The following is a 24,730-nucleotide window of genomic DNA, read 5'->3' as shown; positions in this document are numbered from 1 at the left end:
CACCCATCAAAGCTGACCCAGCACCGGGGTGCTGACGCGCACGTCGGCGTTCTGCCCACGGTGACGCAACAGGTGGTCCATCAGCACGATGGCCATCATCGCTTCGGCAATCGGTGTGGCGCGGATACCGACGCACGGGTCATGACGGCCCTTGGTGATCACGTCCACCGGATTGCCATGGATGTCGATCGAACGGCCCGGGGTGGTGATGCTCGATGTTGGCTTGAGCGCCAGATGCGCGACGATCGGCTGACCCGAAGAGATGCCACCGAGGATGCCGCCGGCGTTGTTGCTGAGGAAACCTTGCGGAGTCAGTTCGTCACGATGTTCGGTGCCGCGCTGGGCGACGCAGGCGAAACCGGCGCCGATTTCCACGCCTTTGACGGCGTTGATGCTCATCAGCGCGTGGGCCAGTTCGGCGTCGAGGCGGTCGAAAATCGGCTCGCCCAGGCCTGGCATGACGCCTTCGGCAACGACGGTGATTTTTGCGCCGACCGAGTCCTGGTCGCGACGCAGCTGGTCCATGTAGGCTTCCAGCTCAGGGACTTTGTCCGGATCCGGACTGAAGAAGGCGTTCTCTTCCACCGAATCCCAGGTCTTGAACGGAATTTCGATCGGGCCGAGCTGGCTCATGTAGCCACGGATGACGATGCCCTGGGTTGCCAGGTATTTCTTGGCGATCGCACCCGCCGCCACGCGCATCGCGGTTTCGCGTGCCGAACTGCGACCGCCACCACGGTAATCGCGCTCGCCGTATTTGTGGTGGTAGGTGTAGTCGGCGTGGGCCGGACGGAACAGATCCTTGATCGCCGAGTAGTCCTTGGACTTCTGGTCGGTGTTGCGGATCAGCAGGCCGATGGAGCAGCCAGTGGTGCGGCCTTCGAACACCCCGGAGAGGATTTCGACTTCGTCGGCTTCCTGACGCTGGGTGGTGTGGCGGCTGGTGCCCGGCTTGCGGCGATCGAGGTCGCGCTGCAGGTCTTCGAGGGAGATCTCCAGGCCCGGCGGGCAGCCGTCGACAATGGCGACCAACGCCGGACCATGGCTTTCGCCAGCGGTGGTGACAGTGAACAACTTGCCGTAGGTATTGCCGGACATGCAGGACGCTCCGTGAAATCAAACCCAAATTCGTAATGCGCGCCAGTATACGCAGGCTAACCGACTAGTTCATCCTCGAACCTTAGTGGTGTTGGTGAGTCCAACCGGCACCTTGGCGAATGATGGCGTGATGATGCTGCGAGTTCTGATCTTGAGTCTTACCCTGTTTACCGGCTTTGCCCACGCGACTGTCCTGCAGCGCCCGATCTCTCTGGACACCGGCAGCGGAGAGCTTTTTGGCTCGCTGTTGCTGCCAAAATCCGACAACCCGGTGCCGGTTGTCCTGATCATTTCTGGCTCGGGTCCTACGGATCGTGACGGAAACAACCCCGATGGCGGGCGCAATGACAGCCTCAAGCGCCTGGCCTGGGTGCTGGCCAAACACAACATCGCCAGCGTGCGCTACGACAAACGCGGGGTGGCCGCGAGTCTGCCCGCCACACCCGACGAGCGCAATCTGTCGGTGGACGCCTACGTCAATGACGTCGTGGCCTGGAGCCAGAAGCTGAAAAGCGATCCGCGTTTCGGCCCGCTGATTGTGCTTGGCCACAGCGAAGGCGCCCTTATCGCTACCCTCGCTGCCCCGCGCGCTAACGCCGCTGCGCTGATTTCCCTGTCCGGCAGCGCCCGGCCGGTCGATCAGGTGATCCGCGAACAACTGGCCCGCAGCCTGCCGCCGCCGTTGATGCTGCGCAGTAACGAGTTGCTCGACAGCCTCAAGGCCGGCCATACCGATGCCAACGTGCCGGCGCCGCTGCAACCGATCTTCCGCCCGAGTGTGCAGCCGTACCTGATTTCGCTGTTCCGGCAGGATCCGGCCAAGGCCTTTGCGCAGTTGAAGATGCCGGCGCTGATCGTTCAGGGCAGCAACGACATGCAAGTCGGCGTAGGCGATGCGCAGGCCCTGAAAGCCGCCAAACCCGACGCCGAATTAGTGGTCATCGAAGGCATGAACCACGTCATGCGCATCGTCCCCGCCGATGTGAAGCGCCAATTGGCCTCCTACAAGGACCCGAATTTGCCACTGGCGGCGGAACTGGGCGGCAAACTCATCGAGTTTATTGACGGACTTCGCACCCGTTAACCGTAGTTTGCCCTCTAGTCTTGTCAGAAACGGCCGATAAGCCTTTGTCGCCAGCGTACCGGCTGGCGACAAGCAGGGCTTGGACAGGATCTCGCCGTTATGACTGATACCCCGACTTCACCCGACACCACCGCTGAAAAAGACGCACCGCCAGCGGTCGAGCTGCCGTGGGCGGACGTCCACGTCGAGCACCACAAGATGCTCCGCCTGGCCCCGCTGCAGACTGACCGTCACACCGGTGGCCGGCCGTTGCGCTTTGTCGAATTCGGCTACGCCGAGCGCAACAGCAAAGAACACAGCCTGATGCGCATGGCGATCAAACTCCCCGGCCAGCGCGTGCGCAAAGAGCAGAACCAGCTGGACGTGTGGGTCAATCACACCACCAAGCGTGTGCATTTCGGCCCCGACAGCGGCTTGCAGATCGAACCGTTGAACCGTGGTATCGGTCGTTTCGTGGCTGCCCAGGGCATCAACTGGGCGAAAAAACGCTGGCCCGCCTACACCGTCGACGGCATGGACCTGAGCAACAAGGACGCGCTGAACGAAGACACCCGTCTGCGTCGCGATCACTTCTTGCGCGTGCATGGTTTCGACGTGGTTTACGCCGATGCCCAGCATTTGAAGGGCAGCGTCAAAGAGGTGCAGGTCGGTGACTTGCTAGGCGACTGGAACAGCGAAAAGCTGCAGATCGTCGAGATTCTCGAAGCCGCGCAAATGCTGCAGCAGGCCGAGCAGAACCTGGCTGAGCAGGAAGTGAAGCTGAAGAAGCAGGAAGATAAGGTCAGCAAGTTCAAGCGTGAAGACGCAGGCTTGCGCTTCACCATTACCTGCCTTGTGGCGTTTGCAGTGTTTCAGGCGGGGTTGTTGATCTGGATTGCTACGCACCGATAGACCGCGTTGCGACCATTGGCGAGCAGGCTCGCTCCCACAGGGAAATGCATTCCAACGGTGGGAGCGAGCCTGCTCGCGAAGCTTTAAGGCTTAAACACGGGAGGCGAACACGGCCTGATGATCGCGGCACTGCTCGGCTGTCAGCATGAACACGCCATGCCCGCCACGCTCGAAATCGAGCCAGGCGAAGTCGACTTCCGGGTACAGCGCTTCGACGTGCACCTGGCTGTTGCCCACTTCGACAATCAGCAAGCCCTTCTCGGTCAGATGATCCGCCGCTTCGGCGAGCATCCGGCGCACCAGGTTCAGACCATCGTCACCACAGGCCAGGCCCAGCTCCGGCTCGTGCTGGTACTCGTCCGGCATGTCGGCGAAATCTTCCGCATCGACGTACGGCGGGTTCGACACGATCAGGTCGAAACGCTGCCCCGGCAGACCATCGAAACCATCGCCCTGCACGGTATACACACGCTCGTCGACGCCATGGCGCTCGATGTTCTGATTGGCCACTTCCAGCGCTTCGAATGACAGGTCCGCCAGCACTACTTCAGCGTTCTGGAATTCATAGGCGCAAGCGATACCGATGCAGCCGGAGCCGGTGCACAGGTCGAGAATACGTGCCGGCTCGTCGCCGATCCACGGCGCGAAGTGGTTTTCGATCAACTCGCCAATCGGCGAACGCGGGATCAGCACACGCTCATCGACAATGAACGACATCCCGCAGAACCATGCCTCGCCCAGCAGGTAAGCGGTCGGGATGCGCTCCTCGATGCGGCGCTTGAGCAAGCGCTGCAGGTTGACCAGTTCGTCGTCTTCCAGCGCGCAATCGAGATAGCTGTCGGCGATTTCCCACGGCAGGTGCAGCGCACCGAGCACCAACTGCCGGGCTTCATCCCAGGCGTTGTCGGTGCCATGGCCGAAAAACAGATCCTCCCCATGGAAGCGGCTGACGGCCCAACGGATGTGGTCGCGCAGGGTACGAAGTCGGGAAGTGATCACGGGGCAGAACTCCAGAAAAAACGACTGGCGATTCTACCAGCCAAAACGCGCGCCGACGACGCAGGAAAATTAGCGGAGCGACAGTAGGACTTTTCTGATTTTTGCATCAGCTATTGAACAGAACGTGTAACTTGACAAGGCTGCAGGCCAGTAACGACGGTGTCTACGATGGTAGCGGTTCACAGAACCGCTCAGCCAGAGGACAATGCCGCAAAAGCCCCACCCCAAGGAGCCCCGAATGTCCGTTCCAAAAACGATGTTTCAACTCAGCGGTCGCGGTTACGCAGCGGCCACACTGAGCCATGCCACCGTGGTCATCATCGATGCCCAGAAAGAGTACCTCAGTGGCCCGCTGGCCCTGAGCGGCATGGACGCGGCCGTCGCGAACATCAAACAACTGGTCGCTGCGGCCCGTGCAGCCGGTCGGCCGATCGTGCACGTGCGTCATCTCGGCACCGTCGGCGGCCTGTTCGACCCGCAGGGCGAACGCGGCGAGTTCATCCCGGGACTTGAGCCACAGGGTGATGAAACCATCATCGGCAAACTGCTGCCGAGCGCCTTCCACGGCACCGAGCTGCTCGATCGTCTGCAGAACCTCGGCTCGCTGGACCTGATCGTCTGCGGTTTCATGAGCCACTCCAGCGTCAGCACCAGCGTGCGCGCGGCGAAGAACCTGGGCTTCCGCTGCACGTTGGTGGAAGACGCCTGCGCCACCCGTGACCTGCCATTCAAGGGCCGTGTGCTCAGCGCCGAACGGGTGCAGGAAGCCGAAATGGCCATCATGGCCGACAACTTCGCCACCCTCGCGCTGACTCAAGACCTGATCTGATTGCGCATTGTTGAGCGGCTCACAGCGCCGCTCATCCGCAAAAGCCTCGCATTTGCTTCAATTGCCTTAGCCTCAGGAACAACCCGGTCAACTCCCGGTCGAAGGGCCGATACCCATTGAGGAAGGTCGGAATGAAGTTATCCGATGGATTTGACGCACGCCGCTTGCGGCCCAAAGGCCAAAGCAACTGGCGTTTTCGATTCGGCGCAGCGATCGCCGCCATTCTGGCGATGTTCGGTGTGCTGCTGGCGATGGCCGGGGCCGCCAGCCTGCTGGGGCACCCGCCGGCGCTCGGCGAGCTGAATGCCACGCCGATGGGTTCGGCGATCATTCTGGCGGTCGGCTTGTTGTTCCTGTACTTCGGCGTGGCCCTGTGGCGTCGCTGCCGACGTCGCGCCCGGCAATCGCGGGAACTGAACATGTCCCCGCACCTGATGAAAAAACACGACTGAATCACCGGCCTGGCTTTTTGCCGGGCCGTTTTGTTTCGACTTGGGTAAACTGGCCGCCCTTCGCGGAGGCTGACATGCAAGACGACGATTTTTCCCTGTTCAAAAGTGCGATCCAAGGCGTCAAGCCGATCAAGCACGACCGCGCCGACACCGGCAAACCCAAGGCTGACCGCGCACAGATCGCCAAGCTGCGCCAGTCCGCCACCGTGCGCACCGAAACCACCACCGTGGATGGCCTGTCCGATCAGTTCGTGATCGACGTCGGCCCAGAAGACGAGTTGATGTGGGCCCGCGACGGGGTGCAGGAAAGCCAGATGCGCAAGCTCAAGATCGGGCAGATCCCGTTCGAAGGCAGCCTCGACCTGCACGGCATGAACGTGGAAAAGGCCCGCGAGACCCTCTGGGCATTCCTGGCCGAAGCAACCAGGTTCGAAATCCGCTGCGTGCGCGTCACCCACGGCAAGGCCGTGCGTCTGGACGGCAAGCGGCCGATGATCAAAAGCCACGTCAACACCTGGCTGCGCCAGCATCCGCAAGTGCTCGGTTTCACTTCATGCCAGGCCAAACACGGCGGTGCCGGCGCGGTTTACGTGATGCTCAAACGCACCATGATGGAAGGCCGCGACGAATAATCGCGTTACACCGAACTTGCAGGGTCGTGTCCGCCACCGTACCCTTGCCCTTTGCGAAAATCCCCACAGGTAGTTTCATGTCCCTGGAACAGAATTACACCGCCATGTTTAGGGGAGCTAGTTAAGTCCCTAGCGGTAATGAAATCAGGGCATTAGCGCCGAAGGAAACTCCCAACCTCACACCGAAACGCGCCGATTGGTACAAAAATTGGTACGAGAAATTCAGCTTCGGGAAACCCCGCAACGACCAGATCGTGCGGGGTTTTTCACTTATGGTCTAAAGTCCGAAGAGCACCCAAGTATTTGACCGCACTGTCATTGTCCATATCTAGGAGTATCGCCATACTACGGTGCAGTACGTTGCTGTCATATAACGGCCAACCAGTAAAAAAAGGAGCTTCCTGTGCTGACCGAGTTACGAGTACAAAATTTCAAAGCCTGGAGGGATACCGGTAAAATCCGTCTCGCCCCCCTTACCGTAATTTTTGGAACGAATAGCTCGGGAAAATCCAGCTTAGGCCACCTGCTACTAGCACTAAAACAAACTGTCCAAATGGCGGACCGCAAACGCGCATTTCAGCTAGGAGATGATCACTCTCTAATAGATCTTGGCACGTTTGCGGACTGCCTCCATGGCCATGACTTGTCCCGAGAGTTAGAGTTCACTCTACGCTGGAAATTACCTCGCCCCATCACTGTTAAAAATGCCTCGATTCATGGGGAAGTATATGCCGGAAATGAACTTTCGTTATCAGCGGCTTTAATATCGGACCGTTCCGGACAACCGCGAACTAAGGAAATTCGCTATGTCTTACTCCAGGAAGGCGAAAAAACTCTTGATGTCGTTCACGCCGGTTCAGGCTCCCGCGGAACCCTTGAATGCTCTCCTCTGCGTTTAATGCATGCAAGTGGTAGGAAATGGCCGGCAGAACCGCCCGAGAAGTTCTACCGATTCGCTGACCGCACATTACTACGCTATCAAAACGCTGATTTCTTGGCCGACTTTGCATTGGAAACTGAACGTGTTCTAGATGCTCTTTATTATTTAGGTCCATTGCGCAGCCCCGCCAAAAGAGTCTATCAGTGGTCTGGCGATACTCCTCCTGATGTTGGTGCTCAGGGAGAGTCAAGCATCGCAGCATTATTAGCAGCGACCGAGCAAAATCGAGGACTTAACCGCGGCTATAGGAAACATCGGCAACGCTTTGATACTTTCATTGCCAGTTGGTTGGTTGATCTAGGAATAATCAAAGAGTTTCGTGTTAAGCCTGTAGCAAAAGGACGGAAAGAGTACGAAGTTTTGGTGCGCACTTATGCCGACTCGCCTGAGGTTAAATTAACCGATGTCGGCTTCGGAGTATCTCAAGTATTGCCAGCACTAGTTCAGGCTTTTTATTGCCCACCCGGCTCTACGCTTTGGATGGAGCAGCCAGAAATTCATCTTCACCCAATGGCACAATCTAATCTGGCTGACGCTATGATTAGCGCTGTCCAGTCATATGAAAACGGACAACCTCGCGGAACTCAACTGATAATAGAGACGCATTCAGAGCACTTCCTTAATCGCCTGCAACGTCGCGTTGCTGAACGAGCAATATCCACCGAAGAAATAGCGGTATATTTCGCAAAAAATAAAAAAGGCGGAGCTGAACTAGAAGAGCTGAAACTAGATGACTCAGGCGAAATACTCAATTGGCCTGAAAATTTCTTTGGCGACGAAATGGGTGACATAGTAGCTCGGACACTTGCAGCGATTCAGAATTCAAGCTCAGGAGAGAAGTGAATGTCTGTAACTGTCATAGATACCAATGTGCTTCTGGTGGCGAATGGTAGCCACGACGGCGTCTCAGAGGCATGCCGGACAGAGTGCATCAACCAGCTCAGAGCTCAACAAAAATCCGTAACCGTGATTGATGACAAGGGAAGAATACTGCGCGAATATCAGAATAAAACACAGCCTAACCAACCTAAAGGAGTGGGCGACGTTTTCCTAAAGTGGCTTTTACAGAACCAACGTAACACAAAGTTCGTTCACCAAGTGACTATCACTGAGGGCGACGACAACTCTTTCCTTGAGTTTCCTTGCGAGGATTTACAAGCTGTATTCGATCCGCCCGATCGTAAATTTGCTGCGGTAGCCAATGCACACCCTAATAAGCCTGTAATTTGGCAAGCCGCAGATTGCAAGTGGTTAGATTGGTGGGAGGCCTTGGATCGCAAGGGTATAAAGGTTAAATTCTTGTGCTCCGACGATGTTTGTCGATTTTATAATAATAAATTCCCGACTAAGCAACAACCTACATTGCCTTCACCATGAGTGATTTTTTTCGATTCCCACACACCCCTCACTTGAAGTGGCTCGCAGCTGGATCCGCTCGCGGGGACAAAATCTTAAGTCCGACTGAGGTCGACTTTTTGATTGAAAATAGCGTAATAGTAGAAGAAAAAGTTGATGGCGCAAATCTGGGAATTTCCTTAAGACCTGACGGGCAACTCCAAGTACAGAATCGCGGACAATACCTCTCCCCCCCGTTCTCAGGCCAATTCTCACGTTTGAAGGCGTGGCTAGCACAGCATGATGAAAAATTACGCACAGCCTTAACTCCCGGCCAAATAATTTTCGGTGAATGGTGTGCCGCCAAACATTCGTTGAATTACACCAAGCTCCCTGACTGGCTCCTAGTATTTGATGTATTTGATCATGAGCAGAATAAATTCTGGAGTTGCTCTAAGCGTGACAAATTAGCTTTAGCACTTGGACTACAGACCGTCCCGCGTATTTTTACTGGAAAAGTGAGCATTGATCAGCTGGTAGAGCTAGTGAAGAATCAAGATAGCCACTACCGCTCCGGTCACTTAGAAGGAATCATCATAAGACGCGACTCTGAAGAATGGTGCGAATCCAGAGCAAAGCTTGTTCGCTCCGACTTCACCCAATCCATTGAAGATCACTGGCGAAAAAAAACTATTGAATGGAACTATGTAAAACCAGATCAATAAAAACTTAGCGTACTCAATAGAGTTTCCATTAGATAACGCGCTCCAAAATTACGTTAGTTTCTTCAATGATGGATTGGTCGTAGCCCCTCGTCTGCACCCCGGCCAGCTGGTCACGCCCTTAAAAAGACAATGCTTTGTAGCAATTTCTAAGCATTGAGCGACTACCGCCCACAAAGGGCACTACCGGTACTATGCTTTTCTTTTTGCGAAAGGAGTCGATGCTATGGCTGACGAATATTCGTTATCGGATGTGCTGGAAAGGATCTACCAGAATCAGCTCGGCCTAGAAGCAGCACTGATGGAGCTGACGCTCCATGTTGAACAGCAAGGTTTCACTGAAGTCGGAGACAACGTCCGCGGTGCCTTGTGGGCGATTGGCGAAAACGCCGGATACATCAAGCAAGGACTGGCCAAGCTGAAGGGAAAGACTGGGAGCTAACCCTCACCCACCGAGGTCTGCTTTCGGCCGATTCTGTTGAAAAAGTCGGATTTTCAGCTCGCCAGAGCTCAGGCATGGCTACCACCGGAGAACCCACTCACCACATTGAGTGGTTTCTCGGCCCTTCGTTGATCTTTGCTGCTCTGTTAGTGGGTTGGTTTGAGGTTTTTTGCTTCGTGCAGGCGCACCTATCCCGTAGAAGGTGGCCCTTGAGATGCAAGTTTGGCCAGACGTCGCAGGTTCTGTACCGCGGCCGCCAGCGTGAACTCATCGGACGCGCCACTCATGCCACGTAGTCGCAAGCGATCCAGTTTCAGGATGCGTTTGAGGTGGGCAAACAACATTTCGACCTTCTTACGTTCGTGGCGAGAGCGCACGTACTCCGGCGTCGCTGCGATGCGTCGAGCCACATCACGAGCGGCTTCATGGACGCTGCGGACGATCTTGCGAATCGAAGTGTTCGGGCAGCACTTGGCTTTCATCGGACATGTCGCGCAGTCGGTCTGTCTGGATCGGAAGATGATGGTGTTGGCTTTTGTGACGTGCGAACGCTCGCTCTTGAAGGCTCGCCATTCACTGCGTAATACGTTGCCGGCTGGGCAGCGGTATTCCTCAGCCTCTTCATTCCAGTGGAAATCGTTACTCGAAAAGCTGTCGTTCTTGCGCTCGGTTTTGTCCCACACCGGCACATGCGGTTCGATGTCTTTTTCCTCCACCATCCAGGCCAGCATCGGCGCAGTACCGTAAGCGGTGTCGCCAATGAGGCGCTCTGGCTTGATGTCGAACTGCGCTTCGACCCGATCGATCATCGTCTTGGTGCTCTCGACTTCGGCGGTTCGATGAGCCGGTGTGGGTTCCACATCCATGATGACGCCGTGCTCGGTATCGATCAGATAATTCGTGGAGTAAGCGTAGAACGCTGGTCCGCCTGGAGCAGCTGTCCAGCGGGCTTGAGGATCCGTCAGCGACAGGCGCTTCGGTAGCGTTTCGGCCAAAGCCTCTTCATCGAGGCCTTCAAGGTACTCACGCACGGCGCGGGTGCTCAGGGCCGGATCGCTCCAGTTGACCTGTTCATCACCCGGTACGCCGCGCTGCCGACTCGCATCCGCTTTGATGATGCTGGCGTCCACGGCAAATCCTTCGCCTTTAACCAGGCCTGCGTCCATGCAGCGACGCAGCACTTCATTGAACAACCAGCGAAACAGATCACTGTCCCGAAAACGGCCGTGTCGATTTTTGGAAAAGGTCGAGTGGTTGGGGACTTCATCTTCAAGGCTCAACCGGCAGAACCAGCGATACGCCAGGTTCAAATGGGCCTCTTCGCACAACCGCCGTTCGGAGCGGATGCCATAGCAGTAGCCGACGATCAGCATGCGGATCATCAGTTCAGGATCAATCGACGGACGCCCAATCGGGCTATAGAAATCGGCGAGGTAATGGCGCAGGTCGCTCAGATCAAGACACCGATCAATGCTGCGCAGAAGGTGATTGGCTGGAATGTGATCTTCAAGGTTGAACGAGTAAAACAGCCGCTCCTGCCCACTCGATAACTGTCCCATCATGCTGCGTGCTTCCCTGCTGGCCAATGCAGAGATTTTGCCGCAGGCCAGACAGGGGAGCTACTTTTTCAACAGAATCGGCCAGAAGCGGACGCTCAATGGTGTTCATCAAAACAGCGGGATCCACCATTCTGATGTACCTCGGTTTATGGCATAGAACCGTCCACGAAACTCTGGGCGATTCAGTGCGGCTGCTAGAGTTTGTTAACTATTATTAGGGAAGGAATCAACAAAGAACTCTAAACACCCTTCTTCAATCTCTATTGAGGTGCCATCTTCAAACTCAATTATATACACAGCGCCCTTAGGATAGACGGTCAAAAGCTCCCCTCGGGGCATTTCCAACACCCCAACAATCCATGCCTTGCTGCCTGAGCGTGCACACGCTGGTGCTGTGCTAATAGCTGTAACAATGTCATCATAGTCAAATTTCGGCACAGTTAACTCCATATGCTAGTGAGTGGTGATTGTCCTCAGTCGTTATTAACTTTGCTTTTATACCCTTTCGCAAAGCAACGGCTAGCTGGATGATGCAAAGCCTCTTGGTGCTTAGATATCGAGGCATAACTCGATACCCTGGCGAGAGTATGCGTCAAGGCTTGGATACTGAACGGGCGCCAGACATCTCCCAAAAATCGCGCTGTAGAAGCAGCCACCGACTGCTTCTACAGACATCGACCGGTTAGGCGACTTCGATGTGATCCCGCGCCTGATTCACCGCTAGCTCGGCAATCATCACCACTTGAAATCAAAAATGGGACGACCAAAAAATGGGACAGATATATTCCAGAAAAAATCTGTCCCCATCTCTCGTTCAGTCATCAACGCATTCCTGCATCGCTCTCTATGACTTCAACGAGAGGGGTAACTGTCCGGGTTGCGGTGACAAGTATCCCAACAAATGAAAGTATGATGCTGCCCCCCGTGACAACTATTGCCAAGTGATTTTTGCTTAATAGAAAAACAAACGGCAATGCTATAGCAATGCCGCAGACCCCGAGCCGGAAGATCATCCCGCCAACCCGAAGTCTGCGATGAAGAGCCACATGCCATCGCAAAGGTGCCCCGCAAGAAACACACGGGACTGCGGGAAACTCCCCAAAAAAAGGAGTCATGCGCCGTTGCGCTGTTCGACTCAATTTTGAGGAGCAGGAGGGACACGCCAATAAAGACGAGCTTTGCATGGAAAGAATGTCTCCTGGGTAGTTGTCCGCATTAGTTTAGTGGATGATTTAATGCCTGACCTACGCGATGGTTAACCATTGGCAATGACTGCTTTTGGCCGGAGGCAGTAGTTCCCGGATGTCCGCTTCTGGGCCGATAGCAGACGTCTCCTACCTACAGTTGATCGTCCACAATTGATCCATGCGAGTCGTGTAGCTCTGGCTCATCATTTCACGCCGCATGGCCCACTCTGGCTTGCTAGGGACGCTCGCCGCTCGCAGCGTCCCCCTTCCCCAACGGTCGTTGATCTGATCCAGTACGGCCATGACCTTGGAAGATTCCGCCGGTTGAGAAGCCGCAAACAGATCGTCCGTGTATTCACCTGGCTGACACAGGTTCATCAGCAACACCTCTGCCTTGCTGTACTTAAACCCAGGGCGATATACCCGATCCAGCGCATCGACTGCAGACTTGGTCAGTAGCCGGACGTCATCAGTGGGGTAAGGCATATCGATCACCACACCATTGGCGTACTTCGCCTCCTCCGGGTTGAACATACCGGTGCGGATGCTCACTCGCACTTTCTTACACAGCGAGTTTTGCGCCCTGAGTTTTTCTGATGCGCGCATCATATACGTGGCCACCGCTTCCTTGATCGGCGCTAGTTCGGTGAGTCGAGAACCGAACATCCGGCTGCAGCAGATCTCCTGTTTGGGCGGATCGGGTTCGTTCAGCTCTAGACACGGCGTACCCGCGAGTTCTCGCGCCGTCTTTTCGATCACAACGCTGAAATTTTTACGCAGAGTACATGGGTTGGCCTTTGCCAGATCCATCGCACTCTTAATGCCCATAGCATCGAGGTGCGCTTTCATACGCCGCCCTACCCCCCAGACCTCCGCGACGTCGGTATTGCGCAACACCCAATCACGCTTTACTGAGTCACAAATATTGACCACTCCCCCTGTCTGGGCTTGCAAGCGCTTTGCGGTATGGTTGGCAAGCTTGGCTAGGGTTTTGGTGTGAGCGATCCCTACACCTACCGGAATGCCCGCACACCTAAGCACCCGGCTCCGAATCTCTCGGCCCAGGCTATCCAGTTCGTGGATGCCAGCGAGGTTGACGAACGCTTCGTCAATGCTATACACCTCGACTGCGGGTACCATCGACTCAATCAACGTCATGACCCGCTCACTCATGTCGCCGTACAGCGCATAGTTCGAGGAAAAAGCGACGATGCCGTGCTGCTTTAGCTTGTGCTTGATCTGAAAGTACGGCTCGCCCATCTTCACGAACGGCTTGGCATCGTAGCTTCGAGCGATCACACAACCGTCGTTGTTCGACAGCACGACGATGGGCACCCTTGCCAGATCCGGACGAAACACTCGCTCGCAACTGGCGTAGAAACTGTTGCAATCGATCAGGCCGAAAACCGGCATGGCGTTAGACATGGCTGCGCACGCTGCCGATGATCACACCCCAGATTGACAGCTCATCTCCCTCCAGCACGTATCGGGGTGGGTACTTCGGATTTTCTGATAGAAGGATGACGTCCTTTCCCCGGATGCACAGGCGCTTGCACAGTGGGTCGTTGTTCAGCAAAGCAACGACTATGTGCCCGTGTACGGGTTCAAGTGAGCGATCCACCACTGCCAGATCGCCATCAAAGATTCCCGCGCCCTGCATGCTCTCACCGGAAATTTTCACCAGGTAGACATGAGGCGCTCGGATGTTGAGCACCTCGTCCAACGAGATATGCGCCTCGATGTGATCCGCCGCAGGCGAGGGAAATCCGGCGGGCACGCGAAAAAGGCAGAGGGGTAATTTCCGACCGGCCACACCAATTGGGCCTACGATTGAAAAGCTCATGACGCACGACTTCCAGAACTGTACGAATATACAGTTAACTTTCAGATCGTCTTGCGGTCAATTTCTGTAGTAAATATCTGATAGGCGGGCGAGTGATGTGCGGACGGCTTTCACAGTACGATGGCATTCACGACTTCGTGGCCGCCCTCAGCATGCCGAATGCTATGATCAACTCGACCGGCGAGCAGCCGTTTCGACGTTATAACGCCGCGCCAACCATGCAGCTCGCCCTCTTCCACCAGGAAGGGGATTACCTTCACGCCGATATGGTTAGATGGGGATGGCGACCACACTGGGCGAAGGATCGTGCCGCACCGATCAATGCTCGAGTGGAAAAGGTCGCCCACGGACCATTCTTTCGCGCAATCTGGCCGCATCGGGCGATCATCGCGATCAATAACTGGTTCGAATGGGTCGACGAAGGCGAGTCAAAAAAGCAGCCCTATCTGATCAGGCATCGGGATCGATCCCCCATCCTCTGCGCGGCCATTGGCCAATACCCGCATGAACAGCAACGTGCCGGTGAGCACGACGGCTTTGTAATCATCACCGCTGACAGTGAAGGCGGCATGGTCGACATCCATGACCGCAGGCCGGTAGTTCTCTCACCTGAGTTGGCAAGGGAGTGGTTGGACCCAGCCACGCCTAAAGAGCGCGCCGAGCAAATGGCGCTTCTCCAGGGAGAACCAGCGCAGAAGTTCGAGTGGTTCAGGATTGATCGGGCCATCGGCAACGTACGCAATCAAGGCCCACATTTACTGGCCCCAATCGACGCGAATCAGGCTGATGACTTATTCAGCGCGCCAAGGCCTTGAGCCGCTCAACAAGAGCCGCTTCAAAGATGACATATAACCGGTCTGCATCGCCGTCCCTCAACGCCCTGGCGGTTTCCAAACCGAGAACAAACCCATCTGCTCTGGCGCCCGCTTTTACAGCAACAATCATAGAGTCAGCGCCCACGATTTGAGCGAGCAGGCGGTCAGCCTCTCGCTTCATTTTGTCATTAAGCACTACGCCTTCCATCGTCCCTTACCTTCACTGCGACATCAAATACATCACCAACAGCACAACAGTGACCCAGCTAAGCGTCATTAGAAAAGAAAGCGCAGCCAGGGTCTTGTTCATGTTGATCTATCACTTAGATGAATAAGCATGATGGGGCACAAATCCGGCACCAGCAATCATGGCCAAACGCCAGAATATGAAGCTCACGCTGTGTTCATTCGCATGGTTAAAAAAGGCCTCCAAGCGCCGCCGGCTCCCAGTTGAAGATCACCAGTTCGCCACTGACCTCTGCCTTCCCCTGCCGTTGATTGGCTGTGGTATAGCGGATGTCCAGAGTCTCGAAGTGGAAGCCGTCGAACACGCGGCGAATGTCCGGATGGTCGTTGATGCTGACCATCACCTTGCCTTTGCAACGGCGCATGAAGTCGGCCATCCGCTCGTAGTTCTCGAACGGAAAGTCCACACCATACCCGGCGGTTTGCCAGTAGGGCGGATCCATGTAGTGGAACGTGTGGGCACGGTCGTAGCGTTCTGCGCATTCAAGCCAGGGGAGGTTTTCGACGTAGGTGCCGGACAAGCGTTGCCACGCAGCCGAGAGGTTTTCCTCGATGCGCAGCAGGTTGATGGCCGGGGCAGTCGTCGCCGTGCCGAACGTCTGCCCCGAGACCTTGCCCGCAAAGGCGTGGTGCTGCAGGTAGAAGAATCGGGCGGCGCGCTGGATATCGGTGAGGGTTTCGGGGCGGGTCATTTTCTGCCATTCGAACACCTGCCGCGAGCTGAGCGCCCATTTGAATTGGCGCACAAACTCTTCGAGGTGGTTCTGCACGACGCGGTAAAGCGTGACCAGGTCGCCGTTGATGTCGTTGAGGACTTCGACCGGCGATGGCTGGGGCTTCATGAAGTAGAGCGCGGCACCACCGGCAAAGACTTCAACGTAGCATTCGTGTGGCGGAAAAAGCGGAATGAGGCGGTCGGCCAGGCGGCGTTTGCCGCCCATCCAAGGGATGATGGGTGTAGACATTGATAGCAAGACCTTTACTGTATGGATAAACAGGTGCTAGGCTCGCCGCGCTTTGTGCACGGAGCAAGAGCCTTGGCTGGACTTGCAGGGGCAATCTGCAGGGACGGCGGTCGGTCTGGATGTTGACGCATCCGGACCGGCCGCTCTTTTTCACTTCGGTGTTGAGACTTCTTTGGCGTATGCCTGACAGGCCGCGAGGGCAATCAGCCCCCGGTCGCCGTCATCGGTGACGCCGATAATTCGTTGAGCATGCGCTGGGTCAAGTTCGGCTCTTGTGGGGCCATGAACCACGCCGCCGGTGGCGGTGGCGGCTGACACCGATCCGTTGCCGGCGCCGTTGGTAGCGTCGAGTAGGACTGACAGGCGCAGATCAGCAGTGGCAAGGCGGTCGCGCAGGCGACCTTGATCACGTTGGACATCGCTCAAGGCTCGGTAATGGGTTTGTTCGCTGATGGCCAAGCTCTGCTCGAGCGCGAGGCGTCTATCCTGTTCGTCACGCTGCTGCGCGGCCGAGGCCAGATTCAGTTGGTTGAGAGTTTCGGTGTGGAGGCGGGCCTGCTCTGCGAGCTGTTTGCCGTAGCGCCAATCCTGTACTTGCCAGGTAATGGCCACAGAACCTCCGGCCATGAAGACCAGCATCAAGCCCTTGGCCACTAACCGATACGGTGCAGGGATCAGTTCGCCGAGACGCATAACACCGCCCTCGCCCGCCCCCACAGCTCCAGCCGATCCTGCAGGCCATTGAGACCGCCGTTGATTCTGCGGGTAATCGTGTTGAATTCGTTTTGATCAGCCAGCGCGTTCAGCCCATTCATGGACCAGAACCACGCAGCCGACTCGGCGGCCCACTGCGGGAGTTCCAACAGCTCAGGCGTGCGCAGCAATCGCTCGTCACCGAACAGCGCCAAGCTGCAGCGCAGGTAATTGTCGTGGCCGGTGACCTGGATCAGACCCCGACCGCGATAACGCTGGCCATCGCCGTCCGCTGCCAGGGTGTTGCCCAGTTTCGCGGCCAGGGCACCGGTGTCGTATTTGCTCAAGTATTGGTCGCCGCCCAGCTCCCGGACGTACTGCAGCTGACCGGACTCGTGTCCGATTTGAGCCAGGAACGCGGCTTGGCGTTTCGGGGTGTTGATCTGCCGGCGGGCCATGGCTGCGTTGAGCGCAGATACAAAAACGCCCGCTTGGCGGCGGGCGTTGGGCATGATGGATTGCAGTTGCTGTTCGGTCAGTGACATCGATGTCTCCTTGATTTGTGAGGATGCGGCGCTATTGCTTGAGCTGAACGACCTTCAGATCCTTTGCAGCTTTTTTCTTCTTGCCCTTGGCTTTCGCTTTACCCTTCTTGCCGCCGTTGCACTCGACCGTCGTGCTCCAGCCGGCTTGGGTGAACACTTGCTCCACCGAATCGACCAGGTACTCGCCATCGAGGCCGACCTTGAAACCTTGGGCATTGATCGAGCGTTCGGCGAACAGGTCGGTACGTCCGGGCATTTCCAGCCGGACACCGGCGGTGGAGCGGTTGAAGGCGGTGAGTCGAGCCTTAGCAGCGGCTTCGGCTGCAGACTTGTTCGGATAGATGTGGCGGTCGCTGTGCACCGGCGGCAACCCGTCCGGCGACTCGTCGTTGTCCAAGGTGACTACCGCGAGCTTTCCAGTTTTCTTGTCCTGGTGCTTGGTCGATACAGCCTTGTGCGTGTTGCGATCCCCGAGCCGAAACTGAAAGCGACTGACGTCGCGCCGTTGGATCAGCACCACACCGAAGGATTTGCCCGAGGCGCTCTGCCCGCCCTGACGTGACATCACCAGCAGCTTGCCGTCGGCGACCTTGGCCGTGCAGTCGTACTGCTTGGCCAGACGGGTGATGAAATTGAAGTCCGATTCATTGAGCTGATCGGCACGCGGCACCTTGGTTAGCACCGGACACACCGATTGCCAGCCATTGCGTGCGGCGACGTCGGCCACAATTCGTGACAACGGTACGTTTTCCCAACTACCGCTGCGGATCGTCTTGCCACTGCCGCGCATGTCGCTGGCCTTGCCGGTGATCACCAGCGTATCCGGCGGGCCGGATAACTCGATCTCGTCGACGACATAGCGGCCGATGCGTGTCAGCGACGTTTCAGCGTAACCCAGAAAGATCTCGATGCTGGCCCCGCGAGGGGGCAGCACTACCGCGCCATCGCGGTCATCAATGCGCAGCTCGAACTCATCGGATTCCATGCCGGGCTTGTCGGTGGTTTTCAGCTGCAGCAGCCGGTCATTGATCAGCGCGGTGATGTCGGCACCATCGGCCACCACGCGAAAGGCTGGAGTCATTTGTGCTGTCCATAAAAAAGCCCGCACAAGGCGGGCTGAGTTGATGACGTTGTCTGCAGACGAAGCGTTGCAGATCAATCGATTTTGATAATCACCAGGCTGTCTTCTCGCACAGCAATGCAGCTGTGGCACACAGGGCAGGCAAATACATCCGTCTTGGGGTCGACAGGGAGCGATTTGGTGCAGGCCGGGCAGCTTCCCTCTAAGAAGGTTTCCCGAAACCCAAAGGTTTTGTAGAGGATCGCGAACGCCATTCCCAAGGCCAGAAACCAGCCCAGCACAGGGATGAAACACAGGAGGATTGCGCCGATGGTTCCGAAAATTATCCAGTTCAGGCGATAGTTGAGTTCCCCCCAAAGGCTCCGTTTTACTTTCCTTAACTCTGTCGATCTTTCCATAAAGGGTCTCTCACGCCTTGCAAAAAAAGGCGAGTCTATCGGCGCCTGAAATTAACGGCAAATTGACATCAGCCACTTATGTCCGGTTACTCCCACAACATCACCCCATCATTACTGGGTGCCGGCAGATCCGGGAACTCGATTACGATGCCGGCGCGGTAAGGTTGCACCTCATCGGCCAAGCCCTGATTGGCATCGAGCACCCCCTCAACCGTGCCCTCAAGATGCCCATAGGCGTGGTAACACAGGGTGTCCAGCAGATCCCCATCAGACGTTCTGCAGGTCGTCGCCATAACGCACAAACTCCAAAGTAAACGCCTGCTTGCGCGGGATCCCGCCCTGCAGCAGCGCGCTCTGTTCTTCTTCAACGCTCTTCAGGCACCAGGTGCCGAGCACGTCGCCATAGCCGGTGGTCAAGGTCATCGGCTTGAGTTGGGCACCGAGGCTGCGCAGAGTGTCCAGTTGTTTGATCCCGCCTTTGAAGCCGGGAAAGATCGCGCCCTTGAGCGTGATCTTTTCCTCACCGATGCCGACCGCTTGTTGTGCCGGCCGCCGGGTCAGTCGCTCCTGCGAGGCCCATCTAAACTCAGTCGAGCGCCTCAGTTCATCAAAAGCTGCGGTGTCCAGATTGAAGTAGTAGGGCTGAGCTTGCGGATCCTGCGGTTGCACGATCAGTAGATGCGGGAACGGCTTCACCGCTTCCGGCAATGGCGTGGCATCACCACCCAACGAACCGGTCGGAACGATGTTGGCCAGCGACGGGCTGACCTTGCCGGCGACTTTGTTGATTGCGGTGGACGCCCGGGCGGCCTGTTCCTTCAGCTCACCCATGCGTTCATCGATCTGCGATACAGCACGCGTGGCTTTGTTGTACGTGGCCACCACCTGGCCGACCTTGGCCTGAGCGGCATTGACGCCACGCATGACACGCTGCAGCTTTGCCCCCATCGCCGGACCAACGAAGGGAATGCCTTCCAGCTCCGAGGCCGCGCCGCTGATCTCGCTGATGGCACCGTTGACTGGCCCCATCATGCCGTCGAGGCTACGCCGACCACTCTCTCCTGCTGCTGCAAGATTCATCAGTCCCGATTGCAGCTGTTCCATGTAGGCCATTGGCTCTCCTCGTTACACATGCGGTTCGTCGAACAGCGAGCGGTTTTGCAACTGCTGGGTGGACTGACGCCACTGCTGATCGATGTAGGGTTGAAGCTCTCGCGCCAGTTGCGCCGGATCCTTTACGTCGCCCTGTACCGTGACATGCAGGGGCGCCTGAATATCGAACCGCTGCTCAACTTTGGTCGACTGGGGTTTCGCAGCAACAGGCGGTGCGAGCATCGCCGGTACCGCCGGGGATGCCGTCTGATTCAATGCACGCGTGACATCCCCCAATGCTGTTGCAGTCGGCTCCCGTTCAGGCAACAGAGGCTTGGAAACAGGTGACTTTGGAACCTGTGCCGCCAGCGCTTGCATCGGAGCAGGTAACGGCTTGGGACTGTCGGGAGTCGCTTGAGGTACGGGCGCAGCACCGGTCAGCAGCGGCAACATTTTCGGTTGCGGCTGAACCATGTCTTTGACGACCGGTACCGGCGCAAATGAACGGGCGACATCGCCCATTACCGGCGGAATGTTCTGCCCGGCATTAACCATCATCAGCGGCCCGGCATCCGGCACTTTCTTGAGCGCTTCAGGGGTTCCGAACAGCTCTTTGCCCGCAAAACCGCCAAGTGCGTCGCCACCCATGTAACCGAGATAACCGCCAATCAATCCGCCGACCATGGTGCCAATGATGGGAATGGCCGATCCGATAGCGGCCCCCGCTGCAGCACCGGCCAATGTGCCGGCCAAGCCACCCGCCGCTTGCCCGTACCCTTCGGCTTTTTCATCCTGAGTTTCGGCGTTCTGATAGGTGTCCCAGGCCTTGTAACCTGCCTCAGCGATGGCGACCACGGCGGTTCCTTTCACCACAGAACCGACGCTAGGACCGCCCCCGCCTCCACGGGTGATACCCTCTTTACCGCCGCCCCTACCGCCTTTTCCACCCTTGCCTTTTTTCTCATCACGACCGGTATCAAAATCGCCGGCATCCAGTCCGCCGCCCATAGCCGACAGGTTGGTGACGATGACCTTTTGCGGAATGTTCGGGTTGCCCATCAAGGTGCCGCGCCCGATATTCATCAGACCCTTACCCATCTTGAATGCACTGACAGCCCCCTTGAGCGCGATCAGGCCCGCCACCGCGGTGCCGATGGCCGTCACCACACGCGGTGACTCATCGGACAGTCCCGCGAGCTGACGGCTGACATTCGTGATCCCATCCGCCACCGCATCAGTGACCGGGCGAATCGCATCACCGATGCTGCGCATGGCATCGTCCATGCTCTGGGCCATCTCGGACCACTTTTGCGCAGACGTTTGCCGGCGCTCAGCCAGGTTTTTGTCGAGGATCCCGGTGGCATTGGCCGAGTCTTTCTTCAACTGCTCATACAGATCCTTGTTCTGCATGTACGCGGTCAAAGCGGCCTTGACCTGCATGTCGGCAAACAGGTCGCCGGTACGCAAGGCCTCTTCAAGGGACTTAATCATGCCCTTGGCCTTTTCCGGATCACTCTCCTTGCTAATGCCGGCCACAGCTTTGGCCATCTCGGCGGCGCGCTTCGGGTCCGTCGCTTCGATGTACTTCTGAGCCAGCGCGAAACTGGACTCCAGTGTGGATTTGCCGTTCTGCAGACCGGTCTGCATCGACCCCTTGTAATCGATGCCCGCCTTCGCATAGGCCTTGACCGTTTCGCCGGAGCCGATTTTCTCCATCCAGTTTTTGAGGTTGTTGGCCGCTTCGTCCGAGCCGCCGGCAGTCTTCATCTGCACCTGCAACATCGCGCCCAACTGCGACACCGAGTCCATGTCGGTGATGCCCAGCTTGCCCATACCGGCCAACAGCTCAGGAAACCACTTGGCCATGTCGACCGCTTCGAAACTGCCTGCCTGTCCCTGATAGGCGATGGCCTCCAGCGCCTTTTGCATCACGGCCGGATCGGTGATCTTGGCGTTCTGCCCCAAGGCGTTGATCATCTTGGCGGTTTCAGTGCCATCCGAACCCTGCCCCACAGCGAACTTGGCCGCCGTCGGTGCATAGGCCAATGCCTTATCCAGCTCCATGCCGGCGCCGACCAGGGCGTTGACCAACTCAGCGACCTGGTTGCGCGCCATGCCCGTATCACGCGATGTGTCGACCACGGTTTTGGAGAGCTGCGTTTCTTCCGGCGTGTTGGCAATGTTGGCCTTGATCGCGATGTCACGAATGATCGCGCCGTAGTCCGCACTGACCTTGGTCGGAATCGCCACGGCAGCAGTCAGTGCACCGGCCTGGCCGAGGGTGCTTTTCATTCCCTGCCGACCTTCATCCAGTTGCCGGTGGCCGAGCGCCTTGAGTTCAGCACCGGCGGCGACACGGCCCATCGTGGCGTAGGCCTTAGTCAGCCGCCCGACCTCGACGCCCTGTTTCTTGAGAAGGTCGAGGTTCTTTTCGTATTTGGACAACAGCTTGTCGGCACCGGCGGCGCCGGTTGCGTGCGCCTTGCGCCATTCCTCGCGCAGACGCATGGTGTCGCCGATGGTGTTCTGCAACACCCGGGCTTTGCTGCCGACCGAGTCCAAGTGCTGGATCTTGCTTTCGACGTCCTTGAACGCTTTGCCCACCGTCGGATCGACGGCACCGCCGATGACAAAGCCGAGTGCGAGGTTCTTCGCCATGTGCGTGTCCTGGGGTCGAGGATGATTGGAAATGGCTCAGTCCGTGAGCCACCACACGATGTCGTTGAAGGGCATGGCCATGATCTCGGCCGCCGAGAAACCGGTCTCCTTGGCCAGCCGCTTGGCCAGCCCCTTCAACGTTGGTCCATCAAACCTCGTCGTCTTGGACCAGACGAAAATAGCCTTTCTGCAGGCGCATGTAGTCGACCAGTTTGAGGGCCATCAGATCCTGTTCAGCGGTCTGCGTCAGCGAGGAAAACAGCGACATTTCGCGCTTTTCTTCATCGCCGTTGCAGGTCGCTTGCGCGGCTCGAATGTCTCGCACGCACGGCGCCCGAAGAGTCAGCGTGTCGACCATTACACCAGACAGCTCGGTGGGGTGTCGCAGTGAGATGCGAAAGCCTTCCTCGGTCAGTTGCAGCCAGCTTGGCAGTTGTTTTTCTTGAGTAGCTTGATTGGTTTGCGTCATTTCATCGTGTCCTTAAAGGCCCAGGGCCGAACGTTCGTCAGCGAGCTGGTCGACGCCGTTGACGACCAGGACCATGCCCAGCATGTCGATCTCGTAAACCACCCGACCGGCGACTTCGAGCTTGTAGTAGGTCAGTGCCATGTTGTGTTTGGTCTCGGCCTTGTCGCCGGGCTTCCAGTCGCCCATGTCGACTTCCTTGATACCGCCACGCATGGTGACGATCACCGGGATGACCTTGCCCTTGAGGCCTTTGAACGAGCCGCGGAACACTGCGCTGCAGGCGGTGCGATCAGACAGGCCGAAGAACTTGAGCGCTTCACGGCGAACACCGTTGGTGGTGAAACCGGCTTCAAGCTTTTCCACGCCGGTCGGGATCTCGACCTCGCCGGCCATGCCGCCGCCTCGATAGGCTTCGGTTTTCAGAACCACCTTGGGCAAGGTGAGGCTCGGCATTTCACCGGCAAAACTGACGCCGTCGATAAACCCGGCGCAGTTAGAGAGAACTTCAGGAATCATCAGGATGCCTCCTTAGGCAGCTTCTAGCACTTCGGTCATCCACTCGTTGGTGACCTCAAAAAGGAAGTTCGGGTTTTCAGCCGGTGGCACGTCGGTGAAGCGGATCCGCCAGTACACCTTGCCCTGCTCGATCTGGCTGGCCGTGTTCAGCTCGTGATCCGGGAACACCTCGAAGTTGATCACCGCGCCTTGGTTTTTCAGGTCGCGCATGAACGCTTCCAGGCCGTCGGTGACGTCCTTGACGTAGGTCTTGGTGATCGAGCGGTCGACTGCCCATTTGTGGCCGGCCTGTACCGCATCCATGAGGATGAACAGCGTGCGCACGCGGGTGACGAATGCCCATTTCGGATCGCTCGACAGCGTGCGGTTACCCCAGAGACGGAAACCGTCATCACGAATGATCGTGGTGATGTTGGCGTTGTTGAGCAGGTTGGCTCGGCAGGTCTCGTCGCCGTCCAGGTACTCGACCGCACGGGTGGTACCGGTGATGCCGGTAAACTCCTTGTTCGACGGCGAGGCCCAGAAACCATAGGTCGCATCCGCCCAAGCAAACAGGCCGGCAGTCCAGGCCGAACCGGGCGCGTCCACCGTCTTGCTTTCACCGGTGTCCCAGAACTGCACACCGGGGTCGACCATGAACAGGTTACGACTGCCGAAGTTTTTCGCGTAGGCCATGGCGGCCTCATCGGTGGTGCATGGTCCGTCGATGATCCCGATAGCCCGTAGCTTCTGCGCCAGGCTATCCATGGCCGTGGCCACCGCTTGCTTTGCCGAATGGCCGGGGGCAATCAGCAATCGCGGCTGGGCATTGAACAGACTCTTGCCATCGAGCAGACCCTGCAGGCCGGTACGTTGACCGGACTCCAGGACGCCGCCGATGATGGCCGAGGTCTGCAGCGCCGGGTCATCCATCTTCGGCACGCCGATGGCAACGATCACCGCCTTGACTTTTTTATAGATCGCCAGGCAGGCCTGGGTAATTGCCGATCCCGCGCCAAATGCTGCAATGGCTTCGCGCTCGGTGGTGATCAGCTTGAGCTCGCCGGCCTTGGCCGTACCGCCGCCCACCAAGCCAGGGCTGAAGGTGTCGCACAGGCCGATGATCGATGAGGACGGCAGCGAGATGGTGCGTGCGCCGGTATCGACCGAGGTGGTCGTGACGCCGTGAAAGAAACTCATAAGGCTCATTCTCCAGAAACGAAAAAGCCCCGCGTGTGTGCGAGGCTCAAGGTGATGGTG

General features: G+C 57.4%; 28 protein-coding genes. 10 read left to right on the top strand and 18 right to left on the bottom strand.

The genetic code is table 11. The annotated features are described in order from the left end of the window. Positions 1–6 precede the first annotated feature (6 nt). The gene (gene aroC / locus AC0J41_RS07190; RefSeq protein ID WP_025113354.1) at positions 7–1,098 is read right to left on the bottom strand and encodes a chorismate synthase; all 1,092 of its coding nucleotides are present in this window, start codon (positions 1,096–1,098) and stop codon (positions 7–9) included. A 130-nt stretch (positions 1,099–1,228) separates the two neighbouring features. Between aroC and AC0J41_RS07185 the strand changes: the two genes are divergently transcribed. After that, positions 1,229–2,182: an alpha/beta hydrolase gene (locus tag AC0J41_RS07185; protein WP_473014994.1), complete on the top strand. Its 954-nt coding sequence runs from the start codon at positions 1,229–1,231 to the stop codon at positions 2,180–2,182. Between the two features lie 99 nt (positions 2,183–2,281). Then, entirely contained in the window at positions 2,282–3,073 is a 792-nt protein-coding gene (locus AC0J41_RS07180) for a hypothetical protein (RefSeq protein WP_025113356.1), read from the top strand. A gap of 90 nt (positions 3,074–3,163) precedes the next feature. Here AC0J41_RS07180 and prmB read toward each other — a convergent pair whose 3' ends face one another. Continuing rightward, a complete protein-coding gene (prmB, locus tag AC0J41_RS07175; protein WP_025113357.1) occupies positions 3,164–4,072 on the bottom strand; it encodes a 50S ribosomal protein L3 N(5)-glutamine methyltransferase in 909 nt (302 codons plus the stop codon). Between the two features lie 238 nt (positions 4,073–4,310). Here prmB and AC0J41_RS07170 point away from each other — a divergent pair, with 238 nt between their 5' ends. The 7 genes from AC0J41_RS07170 (at position 4,311) to AC0J41_RS07140 (ending at position 9,424) form a co-directional block, all read left to right on the top strand. Next, positions 4,311–4,901 carry a cysteine hydrolase family protein gene (locus AC0J41_RS07170; protein ID WP_025113358.1) on the top strand — a complete coding sequence of 197 codons (591 nt, stop codon included), beginning with the start codon at positions 4,311–4,313 and terminating at the stop codon, positions 4,899–4,901. A 131-nt stretch (positions 4,902–5,032) separates the two neighbouring features. Then, positions 5,033–5,353 (top strand): hypothetical protein, encoded by a 321-nt coding sequence (locus AC0J41_RS07165; RefSeq protein WP_025113359.1) that lies wholly within the window; start codon positions 5,033–5,035, stop codon positions 5,351–5,353. Positions 5,354–5,427: 74 nt separating this feature from the next. Then, the gene (locus AC0J41_RS07160) at positions 5,428–5,985 is read left to right on the top strand and encodes a Smr/MutS family protein (RefSeq protein WP_473014993.1); all 558 of its coding nucleotides are present in this window, start codon (positions 5,428–5,430) and stop codon (positions 5,983–5,985) included. A gap of 403 nt (positions 5,986–6,388) precedes the next feature. Further along, positions 6,389–7,768, top strand: a complete 1,380-nt coding sequence (locus tag AC0J41_RS07155; RefSeq protein WP_473014992.1) for a DUF3696 domain-containing protein — start codon at positions 6,389–6,391, stop codon at positions 7,766–7,768. Next, positions 7,769–8,302, top strand: a complete 534-nt coding sequence (locus tag AC0J41_RS07150; protein WP_473014991.1) for a hypothetical protein — start codon at positions 7,769–7,771, stop codon at positions 8,300–8,302. Further along, the gene (locus AC0J41_RS07145) at positions 8,299–8,985 is read left to right on the top strand and encodes an RNA ligase family protein (protein ID WP_473014990.1); all 687 of its coding nucleotides are present in this window, start codon (positions 8,299–8,301) and stop codon (positions 8,983–8,985) included. Before AC0J41_RS07150 ends, AC0J41_RS07145 begins: the two co-directional genes overlap by 4 nt. A gap of 223 nt (positions 8,986–9,208) precedes the next feature. Then, positions 9,209–9,424: a hypothetical protein gene (locus tag AC0J41_RS07140; RefSeq protein WP_085701176.1), complete on the top strand. Its 216-nt coding sequence runs from the start codon at positions 9,209–9,211 to the stop codon at positions 9,422–9,424. 188 nt (positions 9,425–9,612) lie between these two features. On the opposite strand, the gene AC0J41_RS07135 is transcribed toward AC0J41_RS07140, so the two are convergent. From AC0J41_RS07135 to AC0J41_RS07120, 4 genes are all read right to left on the bottom strand, one after another. Then, positions 9,613–10,986 (bottom strand): transposase, encoded by a 1,374-nt coding sequence (locus AC0J41_RS07135; protein WP_473013512.1) that lies wholly within the window; start codon positions 10,984–10,986, stop codon positions 9,613–9,615. Positions 10,987–11,187: 201 nt separating this feature from the next. Beyond that, positions 11,188–11,421: a hypothetical protein gene (locus tag AC0J41_RS07130; RefSeq protein WP_473013054.1), complete on the bottom strand. Its 234-nt coding sequence runs from the start codon at positions 11,419–11,421 to the stop codon at positions 11,188–11,190. 896 nt (positions 11,422–12,317) lie between these two features. Next, a complete protein-coding gene (umuC, locus tag AC0J41_RS07125) occupies positions 12,318–13,595 on the bottom strand; it encodes a translesion error-prone DNA polymerase V subunit UmuC (protein WP_473014989.1) in 1,278 nt (425 codons plus the stop codon). Then, positions 13,588–14,013 (bottom strand): LexA family protein, encoded by a 426-nt coding sequence (locus AC0J41_RS07120; RefSeq protein WP_473014988.1) that lies wholly within the window; start codon positions 14,011–14,013, stop codon positions 13,588–13,590. Before AC0J41_RS07120 ends, umuC begins: the two co-directional genes overlap by 8 nt. A gap of 95 nt (positions 14,014–14,108) precedes the next feature. On the opposite strand from AC0J41_RS07120, the gene AC0J41_RS07115 reads away from it, so the two are divergent. Continuing rightward, positions 14,109–14,828 carry an SOS response-associated peptidase family protein gene (locus tag AC0J41_RS07115; RefSeq protein ID WP_473014987.1) on the top strand — a complete coding sequence of 240 codons (720 nt, stop codon included), beginning with the start codon at positions 14,109–14,111 and terminating at the stop codon, positions 14,826–14,828. On the opposite strand, the gene AC0J41_RS07110 is transcribed toward AC0J41_RS07115, so the two are convergent. From AC0J41_RS07110 to AC0J41_RS07055, 12 genes are all read right to left on the bottom strand, one after another. After that, a complete protein-coding gene (locus tag AC0J41_RS07110) occupies positions 14,809–15,036 on the bottom strand; it encodes a hypothetical protein (protein ID WP_473014985.1) in 228 nt (75 codons plus the stop codon). The two genes, AC0J41_RS07115 and AC0J41_RS07110, sit on opposite strands and share 20 nt — an antisense overlap. A gap of 208 nt (positions 15,037–15,244) precedes the next feature. Then, the gene (locus AC0J41_RS07105) at positions 15,245–16,039 is read right to left on the bottom strand and encodes a DNA adenine methylase (protein WP_473014984.1); all 795 of its coding nucleotides are present in this window, start codon (positions 16,037–16,039) and stop codon (positions 15,245–15,247) included. Between the two features lie 150 nt (positions 16,040–16,189). Beyond that, the gene (locus tag AC0J41_RS07100; RefSeq protein WP_473014983.1) at positions 16,190–16,732 is read right to left on the bottom strand and encodes a lysis protein; all 543 of its coding nucleotides are present in this window, start codon (positions 16,730–16,732) and stop codon (positions 16,190–16,192) included. Further along, positions 16,714–17,277: a glycoside hydrolase family 19 protein gene (locus AC0J41_RS07095; RefSeq protein WP_473014982.1), complete on the bottom strand. Its 564-nt coding sequence runs from the start codon at positions 17,275–17,277 to the stop codon at positions 16,714–16,716. Before AC0J41_RS07095 ends, AC0J41_RS07100 begins: the two co-directional genes overlap by 19 nt. A 31-nt stretch (positions 17,278–17,308) precedes the next feature. Then, positions 17,309–18,358, bottom strand: coding sequence for a phage late control D family protein (locus AC0J41_RS07090; protein ID WP_473014981.1), 1,050 nt, complete (start codon positions 18,356–18,358; stop codon positions 17,309–17,311). 74 nt (positions 18,359–18,432) lie between these two features. Continuing rightward, positions 18,433–18,756: a hypothetical protein gene (locus tag AC0J41_RS07085; protein WP_473014980.1), complete on the bottom strand. Its 324-nt coding sequence runs from the start codon at positions 18,754–18,756 to the stop codon at positions 18,433–18,435. Between the two features lie 86 nt (positions 18,757–18,842). Next, the gene (locus AC0J41_RS07080; RefSeq protein ID WP_473014979.1) at positions 18,843–19,049 is read right to left on the bottom strand and encodes a tail protein X; all 207 of its coding nucleotides are present in this window, start codon (positions 19,047–19,049) and stop codon (positions 18,843–18,845) included. Then, positions 19,024–19,869: a phage tail protein gene (locus AC0J41_RS07075; RefSeq protein WP_473014978.1), complete on the bottom strand. Its 846-nt coding sequence runs from the start codon at positions 19,867–19,869 to the stop codon at positions 19,024–19,026. Before AC0J41_RS07075 ends, AC0J41_RS07080 begins: the two co-directional genes overlap by 26 nt. A gap of 12 nt (positions 19,870–19,881) precedes the next feature. Continuing rightward, positions 19,882–22,506, bottom strand: a complete 2,625-nt coding sequence (locus tag AC0J41_RS07070) for a phage tail tape measure protein (RefSeq protein WP_473014977.1) — start codon at positions 22,504–22,506, stop codon at positions 19,882–19,884. Positions 22,507–22,654: 148 nt separating this feature from the next. Further along, a complete protein-coding gene (locus tag AC0J41_RS07065) occupies positions 22,655–22,975 on the bottom strand; it encodes a phage tail assembly protein (RefSeq protein WP_473014975.1) in 321 nt (106 codons plus the stop codon). Positions 22,976–22,987: 12 nt separating this feature from the next. After that, positions 22,988–23,497 (bottom strand): phage major tail tube protein, encoded by a 510-nt coding sequence (locus tag AC0J41_RS07060; RefSeq protein ID WP_473015976.1) that lies wholly within the window; start codon positions 23,495–23,497, stop codon positions 22,988–22,990. A 6-nt stretch (positions 23,498–23,503) separates the two neighbouring features. After that, positions 23,504–24,670, bottom strand: a complete 1,167-nt coding sequence (locus AC0J41_RS07055; protein ID WP_473014973.1) for a phage tail sheath subtilisin-like domain-containing protein — start codon at positions 24,668–24,670, stop codon at positions 23,504–23,506. Positions 24,671–24,730 lie beyond the last annotated feature (60 nt).

This window comes from Pseudomonas sp. Arb-4-2C (assembly GCF_055755015.1).
This window is presented reverse-complemented; position numbering and strand designations above follow the sequence as displayed.

Coding starts and splice junctions, on each gene's coding strand:
- AC0J41_RS07055 (WP_473014973.1), bottom strand. CDS start 24,670: ATGAGTTTCTTTCACGGCGTCACGACCACCTCGGTCGATACCGGCGCA.
- AC0J41_RS07135 (WP_473013512.1), bottom strand. CDS start 10,986: ATGATGGGACAGTTATCGAGTGGGCAGGAGCGGCTGTTTTACTCGTTC.
- AC0J41_RS07100 (WP_473014983.1), bottom strand. CDS start 16,732: ATGCGTCTCGGCGAACTGATCCCTGCACCGTATCGGTTAGTGGCCAAG.
- AC0J41_RS07150 (WP_473014991.1), top strand. CDS start 7,769: ATGTCTGTAACTGTCATAGATACCAATGTGCTTCTGGTGGCGAATGGT.
- AC0J41_RS07185 (WP_473014994.1), top strand. CDS start 1,229: ATGATGCTGCGAGTTCTGATCTTGAGTCTTACCCTGTTTACCGGCTTT.
- AC0J41_RS07085 (WP_473014980.1), bottom strand. CDS start 18,756: ATGGAAAGATCGACAGAGTTAAGGAAAGTAAAACGGAGCCTTTGGGGG.
- AC0J41_RS07140 (WP_085701176.1), top strand. CDS start 9,209: ATGGCTGACGAATATTCGTTATCGGATGTGCTGGAAAGGATCTACCAG.
- AC0J41_RS07145 (WP_473014990.1), top strand. CDS start 8,299: ATGAGTGATTTTTTTCGATTCCCACACACCCCTCACTTGAAGTGGCTC.
- AC0J41_RS07120 (WP_473014988.1), bottom strand. CDS start 14,013: ATGAGCTTTTCAATCGTAGGCCCAATTGGTGTGGCCGGTCGGAAATTA.
- AC0J41_RS07160 (WP_473014993.1), top strand. CDS start 5,428: ATGCAAGACGACGATTTTTCCCTGTTCAAAAGTGCGATCCAAGGCGTC.
- AC0J41_RS07170 (WP_025113358.1), top strand. CDS start 4,311: ATGTCCGTTCCAAAAACGATGTTTCAACTCAGCGGTCGCGGTTACGCA.
- AC0J41_RS07165 (WP_025113359.1), top strand. CDS start 5,033: ATGAAGTTATCCGATGGATTTGACGCACGCCGCTTGCGGCCCAAAGGC.
- AC0J41_RS07180 (WP_025113356.1), top strand. CDS start 2,282: ATGACTGATACCCCGACTTCACCCGACACCACCGCTGAAAAAGACGCA.
- aroC (WP_025113354.1), bottom strand. CDS start 1,098: ATGTCCGGCAATACCTACGGCAAGTTGTTCACTGTCACCACCGCTGGC.
- AC0J41_RS07090 (WP_473014981.1), bottom strand. CDS start 18,358: ATGACTCCAGCCTTTCGCGTGGTGGCCGATGGTGCCGACATCACCGCG.
- umuC (WP_473014989.1), bottom strand. CDS start 13,595: ATGTCTAACGCCATGCCGGTTTTCGGCCTGATCGATTGCAACAGTTTC.
- AC0J41_RS07115 (WP_473014987.1), top strand. CDS start 14,109: ATGTGCGGACGGCTTTCACAGTACGATGGCATTCACGACTTCGTGGCC.
- AC0J41_RS07080 (WP_473014979.1), bottom strand. CDS start 19,049: ATGGCGACGACCTGCAGAACGTCTGATGGGGATCTGCTGGACACCCTG.
- AC0J41_RS07070 (WP_473014977.1), bottom strand. CDS start 22,506: ATGGCGAAGAACCTCGCACTCGGCTTTGTCATCGGCGGTGCCGTCGAT.
- AC0J41_RS07105 (WP_473014984.1), bottom strand. CDS start 16,039: ATGTCTACACCCATCATCCCTTGGATGGGCGGCAAACGCCGCCTGGCC.
- AC0J41_RS07110 (WP_473014985.1), bottom strand. CDS start 15,036: ATGGAAGGCGTAGTGCTTAATGACAAAATGAAGCGAGAGGCTGACCGC.
- AC0J41_RS07075 (WP_473014978.1), bottom strand. CDS start 19,869: ATGGCCTACATGGAACAGCTGCAATCGGGACTGATGAATCTTGCAGCA.
- AC0J41_RS07065 (WP_473014975.1), bottom strand. CDS start 22,975: ATGACGCAAACCAATCAAGCTACTCAAGAAAAACAACTGCCAAGCTGG.
- AC0J41_RS07095 (WP_473014982.1), bottom strand. CDS start 17,277: ATGTCACTGACCGAACAGCAACTGCAATCCATCATGCCCAACGCCCGC.